Source organism: Thalassospira sp. (genome assembly GCF_002709775.1).
GTDB lineage: Bacteria > Pseudomonadota > Alphaproteobacteria > Rhodospirillales > Thalassospiraceae > Thalassospira.
The window spans coordinates 1-15,514 of the sequence record NZ_PAQR01000055.1 but is presented as its reverse complement, the minus strand read 5'-3'; the positions used below and the strand labels follow the sequence as shown (position 1 = coordinate 15,514).

General features: G+C 55.7%; 15 protein-coding genes and 1 pseudogene. 4 read left to right on the top strand and 12 right to left on the bottom strand.

What is annotated here, in order from left to right; genetic code table 11:
- Positions 1 to 11 precede the first annotated feature (11 nt).
- Entirely contained in the window at positions 12 to 947 is a 936-nt protein-coding gene (locus CMO10_RS17455; protein ID WP_297024619.1) for a DUF294 nucleotidyltransferase-like domain-containing protein, read from the bottom strand.
- Positions 948 to 1,160: 213 nt separating this feature from the next.
- Here CMO10_RS17455 and CMO10_RS17450 point away from each other — a divergent pair, with 213 nt between their 5' ends.
- Positions 1,161 to 1,835 carry an O-methyltransferase gene (locus CMO10_RS17450; protein WP_297024618.1) on the top strand — a complete coding sequence of 225 codons (675 nt, stop codon included), beginning with the start codon at positions 1,161 to 1,163 and terminating at the stop codon, positions 1,833 to 1,835.
- Between the two features lie 6 nt (positions 1,836 to 1,841).
- Here CMO10_RS17450 and CMO10_RS17445 read toward each other — a convergent pair whose 3' ends face one another.
- On the bottom strand, positions 1,842 to 3,098 hold the full coding sequence (locus CMO10_RS17445) for an HD domain-containing protein (RefSeq protein WP_297024616.1): 1,257 nt from the start codon (positions 3,096 to 3,098) through the stop codon (positions 1,842 to 1,844).
- 20 nt (positions 3,099 to 3,118) lie between these two features.
- On the bottom strand, positions 3,119 to 3,286 hold the full coding sequence (locus CMO10_RS17440) for a hypothetical protein (protein ID WP_297024614.1): 168 nt from the start codon (positions 3,284 to 3,286) through the stop codon (positions 3,119 to 3,121).
- Positions 3,287 to 3,428: 142 nt separating this feature from the next.
- Between CMO10_RS17440 and CMO10_RS17435 the strand changes: the two genes are divergently transcribed.
- Positions 3,429 to 5,930, top strand: coding sequence for a sensor histidine kinase (locus CMO10_RS17435; RefSeq protein WP_297024611.1), 2,502 nt, complete (start codon positions 3,429 to 3,431; stop codon positions 5,928 to 5,930).
- Between the two features lie 76 nt (positions 5,931 to 6,006).
- Here the strand turns inward: CMO10_RS17435 and CMO10_RS17430 are convergent, their stop codons facing one another.
- The gene (locus CMO10_RS17430) at positions 6,007 to 6,963 is read right to left on the bottom strand and encodes a 2-hydroxyacid dehydrogenase (RefSeq protein ID WP_297024609.1); all 957 of its coding nucleotides are present in this window, start codon (positions 6,961 to 6,963) and stop codon (positions 6,007 to 6,009) included.
- 312 nt (positions 6,964 to 7,275) lie between these two features.
- Positions 7,276 to 7,851 (bottom strand): hypothetical protein, encoded by a 576-nt coding sequence (locus tag CMO10_RS17425; RefSeq protein ID WP_297024607.1) that lies wholly within the window; start codon positions 7,849 to 7,851, stop codon positions 7,276 to 7,278.
- A gap of 176 nt (positions 7,852 to 8,027) precedes the next feature.
- Here CMO10_RS17425 and CMO10_RS17420 point away from each other — a divergent pair, with 176 nt between their 5' ends.
- Positions 8,028 to 8,642, top strand: coding sequence for a DUF2057 domain-containing protein (locus CMO10_RS17420; protein ID WP_297024605.1), 615 nt, complete (start codon positions 8,028 to 8,030; stop codon positions 8,640 to 8,642).
- A 77-nt stretch (positions 8,643 to 8,719) separates the two neighbouring features.
- Here the strand turns inward: CMO10_RS17420 and CMO10_RS17415 are convergent, their stop codons facing one another.
- The 4 genes from CMO10_RS17415 to CMO10_RS17400 all read right to left on the bottom strand — a co-directional run bounded on the left by CMO10_RS17415 (position 8,720) and on the right by CMO10_RS17400 (position 13,062).
- Positions 8,720 to 10,177, bottom strand: coding sequence for a DUF4139 domain-containing protein (locus tag CMO10_RS17415; protein ID WP_297024603.1), 1,458 nt, complete (start codon positions 10,175 to 10,177; stop codon positions 8,720 to 8,722).
- Positions 10,178 to 10,376: 199 nt separating this feature from the next.
- Positions 10,377 to 10,862 carry a flagellar assembly protein FliW gene (gene fliW, locus CMO10_RS17410; protein ID WP_152630735.1) on the bottom strand — a complete coding sequence of 162 codons (486 nt, stop codon included), beginning with the start codon at positions 10,860 to 10,862 and terminating at the stop codon, positions 10,377 to 10,379.
- 117 nt (positions 10,863 to 10,979) lie between these two features.
- Positions 10,980 to 12,344 (bottom strand): adenylate/guanylate cyclase domain-containing protein, encoded by a 1,365-nt coding sequence (locus CMO10_RS17405; RefSeq protein WP_297024599.1) that lies wholly within the window; start codon positions 12,342 to 12,344, stop codon positions 10,980 to 10,982.
- Complete coding sequence (locus CMO10_RS17400) at positions 12,328 to 13,062, bottom strand: Crp/Fnr family transcriptional regulator (protein WP_044830191.1); 735 nt, start codon at positions 13,060 to 13,062, stop codon at positions 12,328 to 12,330. The genes CMO10_RS17405 and CMO10_RS17400 overlap by 17 nt, the downstream gene beginning before the upstream one ends.
- Before the next feature lie 327 nt (positions 13,063 to 13,389).
- Between CMO10_RS17400 and aroQ the strand changes: the two genes are divergently transcribed.
- Positions 13,390 to 13,836 carry a type II 3-dehydroquinate dehydratase gene (gene aroQ, locus CMO10_RS17395; RefSeq protein ID WP_297024597.1) on the top strand — a complete coding sequence of 149 codons (447 nt, stop codon included), beginning with the start codon at positions 13,390 to 13,392 and terminating at the stop codon, positions 13,834 to 13,836.
- A gap of 144 nt (positions 13,837 to 13,980) precedes the next feature.
- Here the strand turns inward: aroQ and recR are convergent, their stop codons facing one another.
- The 3 genes and pseudogenes from recR to CMO10_RS17380 all read right to left on the bottom strand — a co-directional run.
- Positions 13,981 to 14,574: a recombination mediator RecR gene (recR, locus tag CMO10_RS17390; protein WP_297024595.1), complete on the bottom strand. Its 594-nt coding sequence runs from the start codon at positions 14,572 to 14,574 to the stop codon at positions 13,981 to 13,983.
- 119 nt (positions 14,575 to 14,693) lie between these two features.
- The gene (locus CMO10_RS17385; protein WP_044830201.1) at positions 14,694 to 15,017 is read right to left on the bottom strand and encodes a YbaB/EbfC family nucleoid-associated protein; all 324 of its coding nucleotides are present in this window, start codon (positions 15,015 to 15,017) and stop codon (positions 14,694 to 14,696) included.
- Positions 15,014 to 15,514 (bottom strand): annotated as a pseudogene (locus CMO10_RS17380) (DNA polymerase III subunit gamma/tau); the annotation flags it as partial. The gene CMO10_RS17385 and the pseudogene CMO10_RS17380, both read right to left, overlap by 4 nt.

Genomic DNA, 15,514 nt, shown 5'->3' with positions numbered 1-15,514 from the left:
GGGATTGATGATTACATCAAAAGCGCTTCGTGGATCGGATGATCCGGGCCATAGCGGTCATTGAGCAATTTGATCAGCTCGCGCGAGAAGCCCTTGCCAGCATCAAGGAGTGATCGCAATTCTGTATCATTGCGATCATGTGGTCCGACGCCATCAAGGCGTGCACGGACGTCCGGGTCAGACAGTTCGCTTAAGAAACGGTCATAAAGTTCGAGTGCGGGCAGGCTTTTTTCCCCGAACACGGTTTGCAGTCGCGTGATCGGTGGCAGCTGTAAAAGTTCCGACAGTTTTTCACGTTTACCAGCATAATCACGGCCAGCGGTTTCTGCTGCTGCGATAATCCCGCCGAAATAAAGCATCTTGCGCGAAAAGACCAGTTTCAGGCGCCGTGGTGCCCAGGCCTTGCTGGCATCGCCCTCGCGGGTTTTGATTTCAAAATCGACGCTGATGGTGCGGTAATAGCGGATCACGTCATTGACCAGAAAGCGCGCGATGGAATCCCGTGTGACGGAACTGGTGACGTAATTGGCGATCAGATCGTCAAAGAATTTGCGTTTGCCCGCCTCGTTATAAAGCCACTCACATTCGAGCAGGAACAGCAGCCGACGGGTGGTGATCGAATTGGTATCGCCATCAAGCCCGATGCGATTTACCAGTTCCTCGGCCGTGATATAGGACGAAAACGGGCCGTTTACCGCCGGTTTCTTGGTGACCATCTTGCCAAGGATATCGGCGACCTGTTGATGCGGGGCATGACTGCGTTCGGCTTCGCGGCCAATGATGAAGTAATCAAGATCGGATTGATCGGATGCCTCATGCCGGCCATAGGAGCCGGTGACCACCACACAGAATGTATCGCCCGACAGGCTTTTGCCCAACGCGTCGCGCATCTCTGCCAGGCGGGTGGCCGAGTAGTGCTGATTGGATGCGATGGTGTCAGGTAGCAATATGACCCGGGACCTTTGCTGCGACTCGTTGGGATGCAATTATCTGACTACAGGCCAAAGATTAAAAGCGCGTTTAATTTAGCATTTGTCGATTTGTTCAGCGCATGTGCGGGTCTTTAAGCGACGTCATGAATAATTCATCAACTGGCCAGGTGATCGGCATTACACAATCGGTTCGATCTTGCATCTTCTGCCTGAACCGGATTGTGTGCGATGGATGAAAACTGGAAAAAAACAGATCAATATATCGAGCAGCAACTGATCGGTGATGATCCGATCCTGACCGAGGTTCTCGCACGAAACGAGGCGGCGGGCCTGCCGCCACATGACGTTGCAGCAAATCAGGGCAAGTACCTGCAAATACTTGCGATGATGGTTGGTGCGAAGAGAATACTGGAAATCGGCACGCTTGGCGGCTTCAGCACAATCTGGCTTGCCCGTGCATTGCCATCAGATGGCAAGGTCATTTCGCTTGAATATGACCCGCTCCGCGCGGACGTCGCCCGCGAGAATATTCGTCTGGCCGGGTTTTCCAGGCAGGTTGATATTCGCTGCGGAGAAGCGAAGGACACGTTGCCGGAATTAATCGAAGAAGCGCCATTTGATCTGATCTTCATTGATGCGGACAAGCCAAATAACCCGCTTTATCTGCAATGGGCCTTGAAGCTATCCCGCAAAGGAACGGTGATCATTGGTGACAATGTGGTGCGTGAAGGCGAGGTGTGTAACCCGGAAAGCACCGATGAGCGTGTTCAAGGTGTTCGGCGGTTCTTTGACATGATGGGGAATGACCCACGCCTGACCGCAACGGCACTTCAGACGGTCGGAGCAAAGGGTTGGGACGGATTTTCAATCGCGATTGTGAATGACGGCCCTGATCCCAAATAGCAGAGCCTAGTCAAACAGGCTTGCCGCAGCGGCCTGTTGGGCCGGGTCGGTCAGGCTGCCGACACGCCTAAGGAAGGAATGCTTTTCCTCGTAATAGCGTTTTGACAGGTCGGCAAAGCAGCGGACTTCGACATCCTTGTTGATGTGGAATTCGCGACGCGGCACCTTGGCCTCGTTGAGATCAAATGTGCTGGCTGACGCGCTCATTTGATGGTCAACCGCATCAGCAACGCCATCCAGTTCAATACGGTTCTTGAGACTGTGCAGGAACTTCTTGAAGGGCGGGTGACTGTTAAGGAACGCCTTTTCGGTCAGCAGGAAATCATCCGCGGCGAAATCCGGTGCGTTTTTAACGACAAATTCGCGGCACAGATGGTCGGTGGCAAAGCACATCGGACCAAAGATGAAATTGCGATAGATGTCTTCCTTGAGCTGCCAGAACTTGTCCAGGCGTTTGAGCGATTCCGCATCAAGCTTCACGGCTGCTTCAAGCAGCAGACGCGGATGGCAATGCACATGGTTGGGATGGACATAAGTCTTGGTGCGGCTGATGCCTTCCAGCGTGTCGATATTGACCGGGCCGGAAAACAGGGCGGCATGCGGGTGATCGGACTTTTTCGACAGAAGGGCAATCACCGCGTCCGGATCCACACCATGCTTGACCAGCAGATGATTGACCGACAGGTCGAGATCGACCTCACCCGTGATAATCTGATTGGTCAGTTGGTGGTGATTGCGGTTAAAGCGCCGGGCAAATTCCGGTTCCAGCGTATGGGAAAACGGACCATGGCCAATATCGTGCAACAGGGCAGCAGCGCCCAGAAGATCGCAATCTGCATCCGACAGCCCCATCAAACGGCAATAGCGTTGCGAGAGTAAGGCCACACCGATTGTGTGGTCATAGCGCGAATGGCGGATATTGGCCGGACGCCCGTTGGGATGGAACAGATAGTCGATGGCACCCAAAAACGAGATTTCGCGCAACCGTTCAAAGGCGGGCGATGCGATCAGTTTTTTGTGCAGTGGCCGGTCAAAGGCCGAGGCGATCTGGGCACGCTTGAAATGGTAGTTATATTGCGGCACATCGCGAAACAGCAGTTCCCATTCGGCGATGTCGTCGGCATTGAAATTGGTGTCGAACAGATCGCCGATTTCCGGTGCCGGCTTTGCGGCTGCCTTGAGCGCGGCAGAGTCCTTTTGTGGCGCAGCGGGCTTGGGCTCCGCGCGCGGTGCAAAAAGATCTAGCTGCGGTTTTGGGCTCATCTTGGAAATAACGGAAACGCTTAATCTGTTACGAATGTCAGTCCCGAGACATAAACGGATTCACCGGTCATGTCATTGCGGTTTTTCGGTAGGGTTTCCCCGCGAAACACGTCATCAGACAAGGCTGTTGTCGCGATGATGCGAAACGGTGGTAAAAGCACATCGTTTTCACCATAATAATAGCTCATAAACACAAACGGTTAACAACACGTGACACGGCAAGCATCCGAGCAAGCTTCCAGACAGGTTGGAGCAGACAAAAAGGCGGTGGCGATTTTGCGCAGACTGTCTGATTTGTCGCGTTCTGCCGTTTGGCGGGGCGTGGGTGCGGTGTTTGCGTTGCTGAGTCTCTCCGTCCCCACGCATGCGCAGGAAAAGTTCCGTGTAAATTCCGGCGGGAATGGTGATGCGACTGCGGCCCAAGTGGCCCAGCCTGACGGGATTGGTGCGACGATCTTTGGGAGCCTTGCCGGGCTAAGTGATCGTGACTGGCTGGTGGTGGGGCTGGCGGCCGTTGGTGGTGCGGCAATTGCCGGCTGGGTCGGTTGGCGACTGTCGCTTCGGATGCGCCGCCATCTTGAGGAAGTTGAAGATCACGAACATGAACTGGCCGGTGAGACCGAGCTTTTCACCCAGCTTCTGTTTGCCGGTCCGGACCCTGTTTATTACTGGAGCCGCCATGGCTTTGCCGAGGGGGCCAGTCCGTCGCTTAAGCGGGCCTTTCAGCTGGGTCAGGATGGGCGTTTTCCCGATGTGCTTGATCTTTTGCGCGATGAGGATGCGGATGCCCTGAAAGAGCGGGTGCGTAACCTTAAATCCGGGCATGACCGGTTTGAACTGTGGGTCACTACCCTTGATGAGCGCAAATTCCATGTGACCGGCATGGCGGCGCGCAAGGACCGGTCATCAGACGTTCTGGCGCATGGTTTGTGGTTCCGCGATGAAACCCGCCATTCGCGCGAACGCGAAAGCCAGTTTGGCGATTTTCAGCTGCTCAAGCATGAAGTATCGGGCCTGCGTCAGGCGCTTGATAGCCTGCCATTCCCGGTCTGGCGCCGCGATAGCGAGCTTCGCCTGATTGATTGCAACATGGCCTATGCCGATGCGGTGGAACGCGACACCATCGAAGATGCGCTGGCGACACAATCGGAAATCGGTGCCGGGGTGATCCCTGATCATGGCCGGTCGCTTGCGGCATCGGTTCAGCGCAACAATGAAAGCCTGACGCGTGATTTCCATGTCGTCATTCGCGGTGATCGCAAATTGCTGCGCATTACCGAAATGCCAGATGGTGACGGGGGTGCTGGCGATGACGCCGGTGGTCTGATCGGCTTTGCGATTGATTGCACCCCGGTCGAGGAATTGCAGTCCGATCTGTCACGCCATATTCGCGCCCATGCCGAGGTGCTGGAAAACCTTGGCACCGCCATTGCGGTTTATGGTGGGGACAAGGGGCTTATCTTCTTTAATACCGCCTTCACCAAGCTTTGGGATCTCGATGACGAGTGGCTCTGGACCGAGCCAACCCATGACGATGTTTTGCGGCGTTTGCGCGATGAACGCAAACTGCCCGAAGTCACTGATTTCACCCAGTTCCGCAATACCGAGAACCAGCGGTTTACCGATCTTCTCAAACCTGAAGAAGACCTGATGCATCTGCCAAATGGCATGACGCTCAGACGCTTTATCTCGCCGCATCCGTTTGGCGGGCTGATGTTTGTCTATGAGGATGTGACCGACAAGCTGGTTCTGGAAAGTTCCTATAACACCCTGATCGCGGTACAGCGCGAGACGCTTGAGAGCCTGCATGAGGCGGTTGGCGTGATCAGTGGTGATGGGCGTTTGCGGCTTTATAACCATGGCTTTGCCGATCTGTGGGGCCTTGAAGGTACCTTCCTCGATGTGTCACCGCATCTGGCCGATGTGGTCGAGAAATCGAAGGACTACTGGCGCGAACGTGACGATTGGGAAAAGTTCAAGAACCGCATGGTCGCGCGGATCACCAACCATGAGCCAATGAATGGCCGGTTGGAACGATCCGATAATTCGATCATTGATTTCGCCATTGTGCCGCTGCCCGACGGGGCGGTGATGATGTCCTATATCGATGTCACCGACACGATCCGGGTTGAACGGGCGCTGCGTGAACGTAACGAGGCGCTGCGTACTGCTGACCAGATGAAGTCGGACTTCATTTCGACAGTCTCGCGCGAGCTGACCAAGCCGCTTGATCATATCAATGGTGAGTCTGATCGTTTGATCCCGCATCTGACCGGGAATGTTGCGCGGTCGGTTGAAACCATCCGCACTGAAGCACAAAGCATGCTGGCGCTGGTCGATGACATGCGCGATCTGGCAACCCTTGGGTCGGGGCAGGTCGCACTTGAGCTTGATACCGTTGATCCAAGACGTTTGCTGCGCTCGCTTGAGGCGCTGACGCGTGCACGGTTGGCGGAGCTTAATGTGTCGCTGCGTCTTTATTGTTCGCGCCAGATTGGCTGGATGGTGGCCGATGAACGTCGTCTGAAACAGGCATTGTTCATTCTGGTGACCAATGTGCTGCGCACCGCCCCCGAAGGCAGCGAGGTTTCCGTGGTTGCACGCAGGCGCGGTGAGGATATCGAGATTTCGATATCGCTTTCGGATGAAGCGCCGCAGCCAATGCTGTTTGAAGGCCTGCGCGATGGCGAATCCCCGTCGGCCCGCCGTGCCCTTGGCATGGCCATGGTCCGTGCCGTGGTCGAAATCCATGGCGGGCGGGTCAAGATCAGCCGCGATGGTCGCGAGATCGCCTGCATCCTGCCGGCGGGCGAGGAAAGCGATCTGGGCTAAGGCCGTAACGGATACCCTGCGGATACGAAAAAGGCGCCTTGCGGCGCCTTTTGTTTTGTTTGGTGATCCGGGTTGATCAGACCGTAAACGGGACGTCCTTGCCGGCGACAAAGGCATCGATGTTATCAAGCGCCCGGAAGCCCATGGCGTTGCGGGTTTCAACCGTGGCCGAGCCCAGATGCGGCAGCAGGAAGGTGTTTGCGAGGTCGCGATAGGCCGGTTCGATATTCGGCTCGCCAGCAAAAACATCCAACCCGGCTGCGGTCAGTTTGCCCGATTTCAGGGCGGCAATCAGATCCTTGTCATTGACCACATCACCGCGTGCGGTGTTTACGATGATCGCACCATCGGGCAGTTTGGAAATGAAGTCGGTATTGACCATGCCGCGCGTTTCCGGGGTCGACGGGCAATGCAGCGACAGGAAATCACAATGGGGCAAAAGCCCCTCGATGCTGTCGTGATAGGTGGCACCCATTTCCTGATCGGCGGGCAATTGGCGGCGGTTGTAATAATGGATGTCCATATCAAAGCCGCGCGCACGTCTGGCAACGGCCTGACCAATGCGGCCCATGCCAACGATGCCAAGTTTCTTGCCCGTGACCTGGGTCCCCATCAGATGGGTCGGACGCCAGCTTGACCAGGTGGCGTTGCGGACTTCTGCCTCGCCCTCGCTGGCGCGGCGGGCGGCACCCAGAATCAGAAGCCAGGCGATATCAGCGGTGGCATCGGTTAGAACGCCCGGCGTGTTGCCGATAATCACCCCCTTTTTCTTCGCGGCGGCCAGATCAATATGATCGGTCCCGACCGAGAAGGTGGCGACGATTTTCACACTGTCGGAAAGATGGTCGAAAAATTCGGCATCAATCGGATCGCCGACCGAAACAAGGGCTGCATCCGCACCATGACAGAGGGCGAGGATTTCAGCACGGGTCAGGGGATCGTCATCTTCCTGGGTTCGGATGTCGTAACTTTCAGCGGCGCGCTTTGCGACGGCATCGGGCAAGCGGCGGGTTACGGCAAGAACGGGTTTCATTGTCTGTTTCTCCCTGAAGCGATTTTGTTTTTAAGCTTTCAATGACCCTAGGGTCCGGACCTATTAATTTGGTGTGAATGGTTCACCGGATTTGTGCGGATACGCGAAGCAAAACCGCCGGAAGATATGCATCTTTCAAGGCTTTGCGACAAAGTAGCCCGTGCAAATCCGGTTAATCCGAATGACAGACGTTATATTTGCAAACTCCTGCGTCAAATCCCTTGGCCGGGATACCGACCCGCCCGGCGGGCTTTTCCTTGGATTTCACAAATATAACGTCTGCCATTCAAATCAAATTAATAGGTCCGGACCCTAGAATAACTGCCCGACGGCCAAACGGATACCGATAGATGTAATCACCAGCGACAGCAGGAAATCGGCCAGAACAATCGTGCTGGCGGTCGGGATCGATACCGAAAGCGTCAGCTTGGCGATATAGACGCCATAAACCAGTGTCGCGATCACTGCGATAAAGACAAATCCACCGGCCCCAAGTGACGGGAACAAAACACCGAGCAGCAAGGCGGTCAGATAAAGCCCCATCTGAAGCACGCTTGCCCAGTTATAGACGGTGATGAACGCGATATAGCGTTCGGCACGACCCAGCATCGGAATGACGTGGAACATGATCAGCGGGAAAGCGACCCATTTGATGACATAGGCGATGGTTTCAACCAGCATATAGCGCGTCGCCGGGAAGCCTTCGGGCGCATCAAAGATATCGTTCCAGCGCAACAGGGCAAAGGCCGGGAACACAATGGCGGCTGCGAGAAACGAGCGCCAGAATCCCTCAATCGAAAAGTTAAAAAATCCAAGACCTTGCGTGTCGCCACGGGCAAGACGCCAAGTGCCGTAAAGGGCGCGCAGGGTTTCGCTGGATGTACTCATCTGGGGCTGTTTTCCGGATTTTGGGGCAACTCTGATCCCGATTGTCTAGCAGTCTGCCAGACGAAGGGAAACAGCTTATCTCCGAATGCCGGTCCTTCACAAGGTGGGCTTGCCAAACGTCTTTTGATGCACGGCCAGTCGGGCCTTTGGCGTGGAAAAGAGGTGGCGGGATCAGGATGACGGACAATACGGACGAAGAATATGCGTTGCGCTTGTCCTATCTTGAACAGACTGATCCCAACTCGCTTGCGGTCGCGCGGCTTTACCTTGAAATGGCGAGCAACCACACCCCCGATCAGCGCGAAGCGGCATTGACCCTGTTTGATGCGGCCGATGCGATATTCTCGCTGCATTTACCGACCACACGCGATGCGGCGGTGGCGGGGCTGGCGCTTAGCTTGAATAACCGGGCTGCGCTTGAGATCGAGGCAGGCGAATGGGAGTGGGCCGTTGATGCGGCCTGTCAGGCAGTCGAGCTGCGCCAGGACCGGTTGCGCAATTGCGTCGGGCGCAAGGATGATAATGAGCGGCTTGATCTTGGCTATTCACTGGCTGCACTTGTTTTGGCCCTGCAGGGCGCGGGGAAGCTTGATCTGGCGCGCGATGCCGCGTGCGAGGCGGTCGAGGTGCTTGGCAAGTTTGCCGGTATGCGCAATCAGGATGCGTTTATCCTTCTGACCAAGCTGATTTGTATCTATGCCGATCTGTGTAGTCGAACCGATCAGTTGCCCGATGCCAGTGTTCTTATGCCACTTGCCAAGGCGTTTTACAGCATGCGTGGCAAGGCATAAGAAAATACAGAACAACGCAAAGCGGCCACAAGGGATGTGCCCCTGTGGCCGTTTTGTATTGGGTTTGGAAGTGCCGCTTAGCGGGTGCTTGCGACCGACCAGGTCAGCGTCACATCGCCATTGGCCGGGACGTCGATTTCCCAGCTGATCTGGTTGGGTTGGTCACGCTCGTGCTTGTGGCTTTCGGCGGTTACTTTCCAATCAACGGGGATGTCTTCACGGATGGTGACGGTTTCGACCCGGTCGCTGGTGTTGCGGATGGTCCATTTTAGATCCGCGCTGACGGCGTCTGGCAGGTTTGCACGCGCCTTGCGATCAACCGCGACAACATCACGCGTTCCGTTCAGATCGCTTGCCCGGCCAAGACGCAAAGTCGCATCCTGCCCGACCGGGGTGAGCGAAATCATGTCTTCTGACAGATAGCCGGTGTCGCCTGCAGGCGTCTTGGCGTAGATGCGAACAATGCCATCGGGCCACGGGCTTTTGGCGTCTTTGCCACCTTCGTTGGTGATGTCAATTTCAAGTTCCGGGCGAACGAACTTCTCGCCGTTGCGCTGCTCCATATTATAGACGCTGCTTGCGGCGGTGAAGATTGCGCGGCGTTTGACCGGCAGAACCTGCGGGTCGAGCAACGGCAAGATCACCGTGTCGCCATCCTTCATCGAAAGCCCGTTAAACGGACCATAAACATGCAGGTTTTCAAAGCTTGCCCGTTCGGGCGCGCTTGCGGCCGATGCACCGACATCGGCAACAGCCGACATCATCATTTCGGTACGCGCGGCCTTGACCATCGGGGGTTGCTGAACCCGGTTGGGATCGCCCGCCACCAGACGCAAGGATGCATCGTCATAGTCGCTGCCCGATGCATTCATTACCTTGGCGATGGCGGTCAGTTTCAGGCTGTTTTCTGCGCGGTCGTAATAGGCGGTATAGGACGTGTTCCAGCCGATCCCGCCCAGAAGATAGGCCATCGAAACATGGTCAAGCGCTGCACCGGTTGAGATATCGGCATCAAGGGTCGGTGCGGTGGTAAAGCCGTCGGGGAGTTCGGAAATGATCACCTGATCAAGGGCGACCCGTTCGATCCCGGCATCGGTCTTGACCAATGCCACATGGGTCAGGGCAACAAGGGTGCCCTCGATCAGGTCATCGTCACGACGAATGGTGACGGTTTTGCCGATCTGATCGCGCAGTAAATCATCAAGGGCGTTCGAGCCGTTGTTGCGATTGCGCAGCGATGACCAGACAAGATCGGCGTCCTTGGCGGTGCCAAGCAGGAAGGAATCATTCATGATGGTACGTGGCAGACCATCAATGCGAAGGGTGCTTTGGCCTTCGGGGATGGTTGCGTCACGCTGTTCGGTGATCAATGACAGATTGCCCGGATAAACGGTGAGCTGCAGGTTGGTGCGGTTATCGGCCGATAGTCCGACAGACGGGCTTTGCGCGCGGGCCGCCTCGATATCCTGTCCGAAAAATACTGCCGAGCCCAACAAAGCCGCCAGTGCGAAACGATTGCGCAATGCTGCAGACATTCCCGATCCCTTTTTTTGTGATGGAGTGTATGGTCCTGTTTTTACGCTGCTACCTTTGCTTGAAAAAGTGGCAGGATCAAGGACATGTGGGGACCATTTCAAGAATGAGGCAAGCAGTTTGATCCAACGCGCGTGTGTTCGGGCTCGCACCAGACAGGTGCCGCCACGAGACCGTGTCGCGTTCAAGGAAGGCGGTTGATCAGCCCAGGTCGTGATGGAACGAATAGCCGCCGGCTTCTGGCAGGTGATGCTGGTAGGCCGCCTGACGGGCAGTATCGAGAATGATCGGGGCGCGCAGATTGACCGACATGCTAAACGGACCGTCATCAGGTTTGTGCAGGGTCACGATCAGCAAAACCGCGCCATCATTTTTCTTGATGCCGTGAATGCCAAAGGCCTGTTCAAGATGTTCCGGACGGATGGTGTCGCTTTCAAGGTTATAGGGCGCGACGATAAAGGCCAGTTCCGGTTCGGTCAGGCATTGCATCAGAAGAAAGGCACTGCCGCCTTCGCCCGGGAAGCTCGCGAGGGCAAAGACGTTGTGATCCGGGAAGCCCTTGAGACCGGCGGGGAAATAGATCGCCTTGTCCCAGGCGAACTCGCGTTCACCAAAAAGGGTGGTCAGTTTTACGGCGGACGGGACGGCATCCGTGGCCGTTGGGTTCGAGCCTTTCGTGGTCGCCATCGCGCCCTCCTGCAGATCCGGTTTCAAGCTTAACCAAGAATTATCCAAGCATTTTGGATTGGTATGCCCAAGATTCAAGGGTTTGGCAGACCGGAAGGCATTCTATCAGGCGTTTATTTAGCAGGCGTTAAAGAGAACTCCCACAGGTTCGCTAAATCCTTTGACCTGAATGGTTTGCGTCTGGCTGTAACGCGCCAGCAGGATCGGGGCGGCGATCGGGGCCTCTTTATGCAGGCGGTTGGCGAATTGTTCGCTCATAACAGTGTCGCTGCCCAATTCGCGGGTGGCCTTTTCAAGACGGGCCGCCAGATTGACCGTGGCGCCAATGACGGCGGGTGTTACCGCTTCGCGCTGGCCGATATCGCCAACAACCGCCGGGCCGAAATTAAGGCCCACGCCGATCTCAAGCGGGGCATCGCCATTTGCCGGATCTTTGGCCTGCCATTCGGCGACCTGGGTGATGATGGCCTGGGCTGCGCAAAGTGCGTTGGCAGCCGGGCGTTCCAGATCATCGAAGGCGGCGAAACTCGCCATTACGGCATCACCAATATACTTTTCGACAATGCCGCCATAGGCACCGATTTGCGATGTGGCGATCTGGTGGAACTGGTTGAGAAAACGCATGACTTCCTGTGGGTCGCGCTTTTCGGCAAAGCGTGAAAAGCCGATGACATCGGCAAACAGGATTACACATTCGCGCCGTTCACCGACACGCACCGGTTCGTCACGATCGGCCAACTGATCGGCAAGGGCAGTCGGGAAATAGCGCGCAAGATTGCCGTGTGCGCGTTCCGACGCGGCCGACTGATTGATCAGAACGCGCAAACGCGAAACCATCACCGCGCAGGCCAAGGTGAAGACGATGACAATGATCACCTGTTCTGCAAGGGCCGAGATATCGACAAATTCGGGCAGGTTGTAGGTATCGATAATTTCCTGCTGGGACGGGTTCCATTCATCGCCGAAATGCTGGGAAACAATGACGCCGGGCCGGGTCATCAGCCACCAGATCGCCCCGCACCAGGATACAAACAACCAGAAGCCAAACCATAAAATCAGGCGCGGTGAAAACGTCATGATGATGATTGCCATCATGATCATGGAAAAGACCACGCCACGGTCACGTACGACAAAGCCGTAAAGCCATGCCGGGTGATCAAGCAAAGGGTTCAGCGGATCAGGAACCACCGAGACATAGACGATCAGGGCCGCATCAATCACGGCCAGCAGATAGATCATCCAATAGGCTTTGTCGCCGCGAAAGGCGACGAACAGCTGCACGAACACGCCGGGGATAAACCAGGCGAGGACTTCGAGCAAGGTATAGAGCTTGCCGGTCGGGGAATCAGGTTTGCTAAACAGCAGCAGGATGAAAGCAAGCAGACAGATGCGCAGGAAGGCGACAAGCATCAGCCCGCGCTTTTCCTCGCGGGCGACCAAACGTTCAAACAGTGTATTCGACGGTTCAGTTTTTGACGGCATCAGCAAGAAGTTGTTTCAGCCCTTCGCTGTCCTTGATGACCAGGCGACCGTCACGGCGCGTGATCATCCCCTGTTTTTCAAGTTCGCGGAGTTTCTTGTTCACCGCTTCACGCGTGACACCCAGCATCAGGCCGAGTTCCTGCTGCGACAGGGGCAGGGCAATACGGATGCCTTCTGGATCCGGGCCGCCATGGCGTTCGGCCAGCCACAGGATGCGTTTGATCAGGCGTGCGGTCAGATCGAGGAAGTTGGCATCTTCAAGCAGGTCACTGACCCAGCGCAGACGACGGCACAGAAGGGCCGTGATGTGACGGCGCAGCGGTGCTTCGCGGTCAAATATTTCGAAGAAATCATCGCGTGAAATGAAAAGGGTGCGCGTCGGGCCAACGGCACGCGCGGTCGCGGTGCGCGGTTCGCCATCAAGCAAGGCGATTTCGCCGAAAACAGCGCCGGGTGCAAGAACGTTCAGCACGATTTCCTTGCCGGTTTCCGAGACCGAGGAAATGCGAACCTTGCCGGCTTCGACCGCATAAAGGCCGTCTGCGGGTGCCCCTTTTTCAAACAGCAACTGGCCATCTTCCAGTCGGCGCACGGTGGCCTGGTTGGAAAGCTGTTCGAGCAGTTCGGGATCAAGATCCTCGAACAGGAAGCTGCCTGCCAGAATGCGCGAAGCGACTTTCGCAAGTTGCGGTGATTTTGGGCCTGTTACACTGTTCACGGAGTTCACTTTGAAAATTGTTTCGTTTCAGGGGGCGAATCGAACGATTTGACTGCCAAAGTAGCACAAATACCCGGAATTACAGCAAGCTGTTTTGTCCGCCATTGTAATCCGGGTTTTGTTGCCAGTGGTCTGGGTCACTAAGACCGGTTTGACAGCGCCGCAACGTCTGATCTGCCTGTATTTTGACAATTAATTGGGTGAAATGAAGGCACAGCCAAATTGATGTGGGTGGTTTCTTCTTTGAATTGAGGCGGCGTCGCGCGTATCGTGGGGTATGGTTGCAAATATGGCAGCGCTTTGAGACTGCCCTTTAGGAACAAAGAGATGAGCGTGCAGGAAATTCTTGTCATTAACGGACCGAACCTGAACCTTCTGGGGCAGCGGCAGCCGGAAATCTATGGCTATGACACTTTGGCCTCGATCGAGGAGAAATGTGCTGTCCTTGCCAAGGAGCTGGGCGTTTCGGTGCGGTTTGGCCAGTCCAACCATGAAGGCGCGATCATTGATATGATCCATGAGGCCCGCGAGAAATCGGCCGCCCTGATCATTAATGCTGGGGCCTATACTCATACGTCCGTCGCGATCCATGACGCGCTCAAGACCTTTGAGGGCTATATCATCGAACTGCACATTTCCAACCCGCATGCGCGTGAGGAATTCCGTCATACCAGCTGGATCAGTTCGGTCGCAGATGCGGTGATGGCCGGTGCAGGTGCCTATGGTTACGAGCTGGCAACCCGCCTTGCGGTAGAGAAAATCAAGGCTGCCTGATCGGGGTGATATTTAGTCCATCAAGGATTTCATCAGTCGCAATTTTGTGGTCTATAACGGTTTGAATAATTGCGACACGTGATTGATGGGGTCAAAAGAAAGGCGGCCTCTGGCCGCCCTTTTTATTGGCTTGAATGTCTGTAATCAGACCGAGCTTCGCGAGCGCAGGGCGGCGGCCAATGTGCCATCATCCAGATAATCAAGCTCACCACCCACCGGGACGCCATGGGCAAGGCGGGTGACCTTAACGCCGGTCTCCATCAGTCGTTCGGTGATGTAGTGTGCTGTTGTCTGGCCATCGACCGTGGCATTGGTGGCAAGGATCACTTCAGTCACGCCATCTTCGCGCACGCGATTGACCAACTGATCGATTTTAAGGTCATCCGGGCCAACGCCATCAAGCGGTGACAGGGTTCCGCCCAGCACGTGATAGCGCCCCTTGAAGGCAGCCCCGCGTTCAAGGGCCCAAAGGTCCTGAACTTCTTCAACCACACAGATGATATCCGAACTGCGGTTCTGATCGGCACATATGTGGCAGGGGTCGGTGACATCGATATTGCCGCAATTGGAACAGGTCGTCATGACCTCGGCCGTGGCATGCAGGGCATCGGCCAGCGGGATCATCAGCGTTTCGGGTTTCTTGAGCATCTGCAAAACCGCACGCCGTGCCGAACGCGGCCCAAGGCCGGGCAGACGTGAAAGCAGCTTGATCAGATTTTCAATTTCCCGTCCGGTCATCATGACCCCGTGTTTTATGATCGATACATATTGCTTGTATCAAAAACAAAGGGCGGCGCAATGCCACCCTTTGCTGCGTACCTTTAAAGTACGAGTTTTATCGTGCGTTCGATGACAAATCAGAACGGCAGTTTGAAGCCTTCCGGCAGGTTCATGCCGCCGGTGACGTCTTTCATCTTTTCCTGAACGGCGGCCTCGACCTTGACCTTGGCGTCGTTATAGGCAGCAACGATCAGGTCTTCGAGGACTTCGGTGTCTTCGGGGTCAACGATGCTTTTATCAAGCGAAAGGCCGCGCATTTCGCCTTTGCCATTCAGCATCACCTTGACCATGCCGGCACCGGACTGGCCTTCGATTTCAAGTTCAACCAGTCCTTCTTGCATTTCCTGCATTTTGGACTGCATCTGCTGGGCCTGTTTCAGCATCCCTGCAAGGTTCTTCATAGCTCGTCGTCTCCTTCGAGATAAAATGCATCGTCATATACGGAACCGCTTTCGTCCTCTTCACCCTCAGGATTTTCCTGTCCGGGTGGCAGGTGGACGGCCACGATTTTTGCTTTGGGTAAACCATCAAGAATGGCCCGGACCAGCGGATCTTGCGAGGCATCCGCCTTTCGCTGTTCAAGGGCTTCAAGTTCCTGTTCCTTAAGGGTCGGTGCCCCTTCCTCGCGCTCAGACACGCTGACCAGCCAACGTTTTCCGGTCAGGCCATTAAGCGCCTTGATCAGTTTGGTCGAAAGGTCCGATCCTGCCCCGCGTGCCGGGCGAAATTCGATGCGACCCGGCTCATACTTCACCAGATGCATGTAGTTTTTGACCTGCATGGCAAGACCGGTGGTTTCACGGTCCTTGCCAAGCAACTCGGCAACTTCTTCGAAGGTTTCGGGCATCCTGGCATAGACAGGTTGTTCGACCTGTTCGGGTTCGCCAAGCGGGTCCGG

Coding starts and splice junctions, on each gene's coding strand:
- fliW (WP_152630735.1), bottom strand. CDS start 10,862: ATGGCGACCACGAAAGGCTCGAACCCAACGGCCACGGATGCCGTCCCG.
- CMO10_RS17445 (WP_297024616.1), bottom strand. CDS start 3,098: ATGAGCCCAAAACCGCAGCTAGATCTTTTTGCACCGCGCGCGGAGCCC.
- CMO10_RS17415 (WP_297024603.1), bottom strand. CDS start 10,177: ATGTCTGCAGCATTGCGCAATCGTTTCGCACTGGCGGCTTTGTTGGGC.
- aroQ (WP_297024597.1), top strand. CDS start 13,390: ATGAGCGTGCAGGAAATTCTTGTCATTAACGGACCGAACCTGAACCTT.
- CMO10_RS17440 (WP_297024614.1), bottom strand. CDS start 3,286: ATGAGCTATTATTATGGTGAAAACGATGTGCTTTTACCACCGTTTCGC.
- CMO10_RS17430 (WP_297024609.1), bottom strand. CDS start 6,963: ATGAAACCCGTTCTTGCCGTAACCCGCCGCTTGCCCGATGCCGTCGCA.
- CMO10_RS17450 (WP_297024618.1), top strand. CDS start 1,161: ATGGATGAAAACTGGAAAAAAACAGATCAATATATCGAGCAGCAACTG.
- CMO10_RS17385 (WP_044830201.1), bottom strand. CDS start 15,017: ATGAAGAACCTTGCAGGGATGCTGAAACAGGCCCAGCAGATGCAGTCC.
- CMO10_RS17405 (WP_297024599.1), bottom strand. CDS start 12,344: ATGCCGTCAAAAACTGAACCGTCGAATACACTGTTTGAACGTTTGGTC.
- recR (WP_297024595.1), bottom strand. CDS start 14,574: ATGACCGGACGGGAAATTGAAAATCTGATCAAGCTGCTTTCACGTCTG.
- CMO10_RS17425 (WP_297024607.1), bottom strand. CDS start 7,851: ATGAGTACATCCAGCGAAACCCTGCGCGCCCTTTACGGCACTTGGCGT.
- CMO10_RS17420 (WP_297024605.1), top strand. CDS start 8,028: ATGACGGACAATACGGACGAAGAATATGCGTTGCGCTTGTCCTATCTT.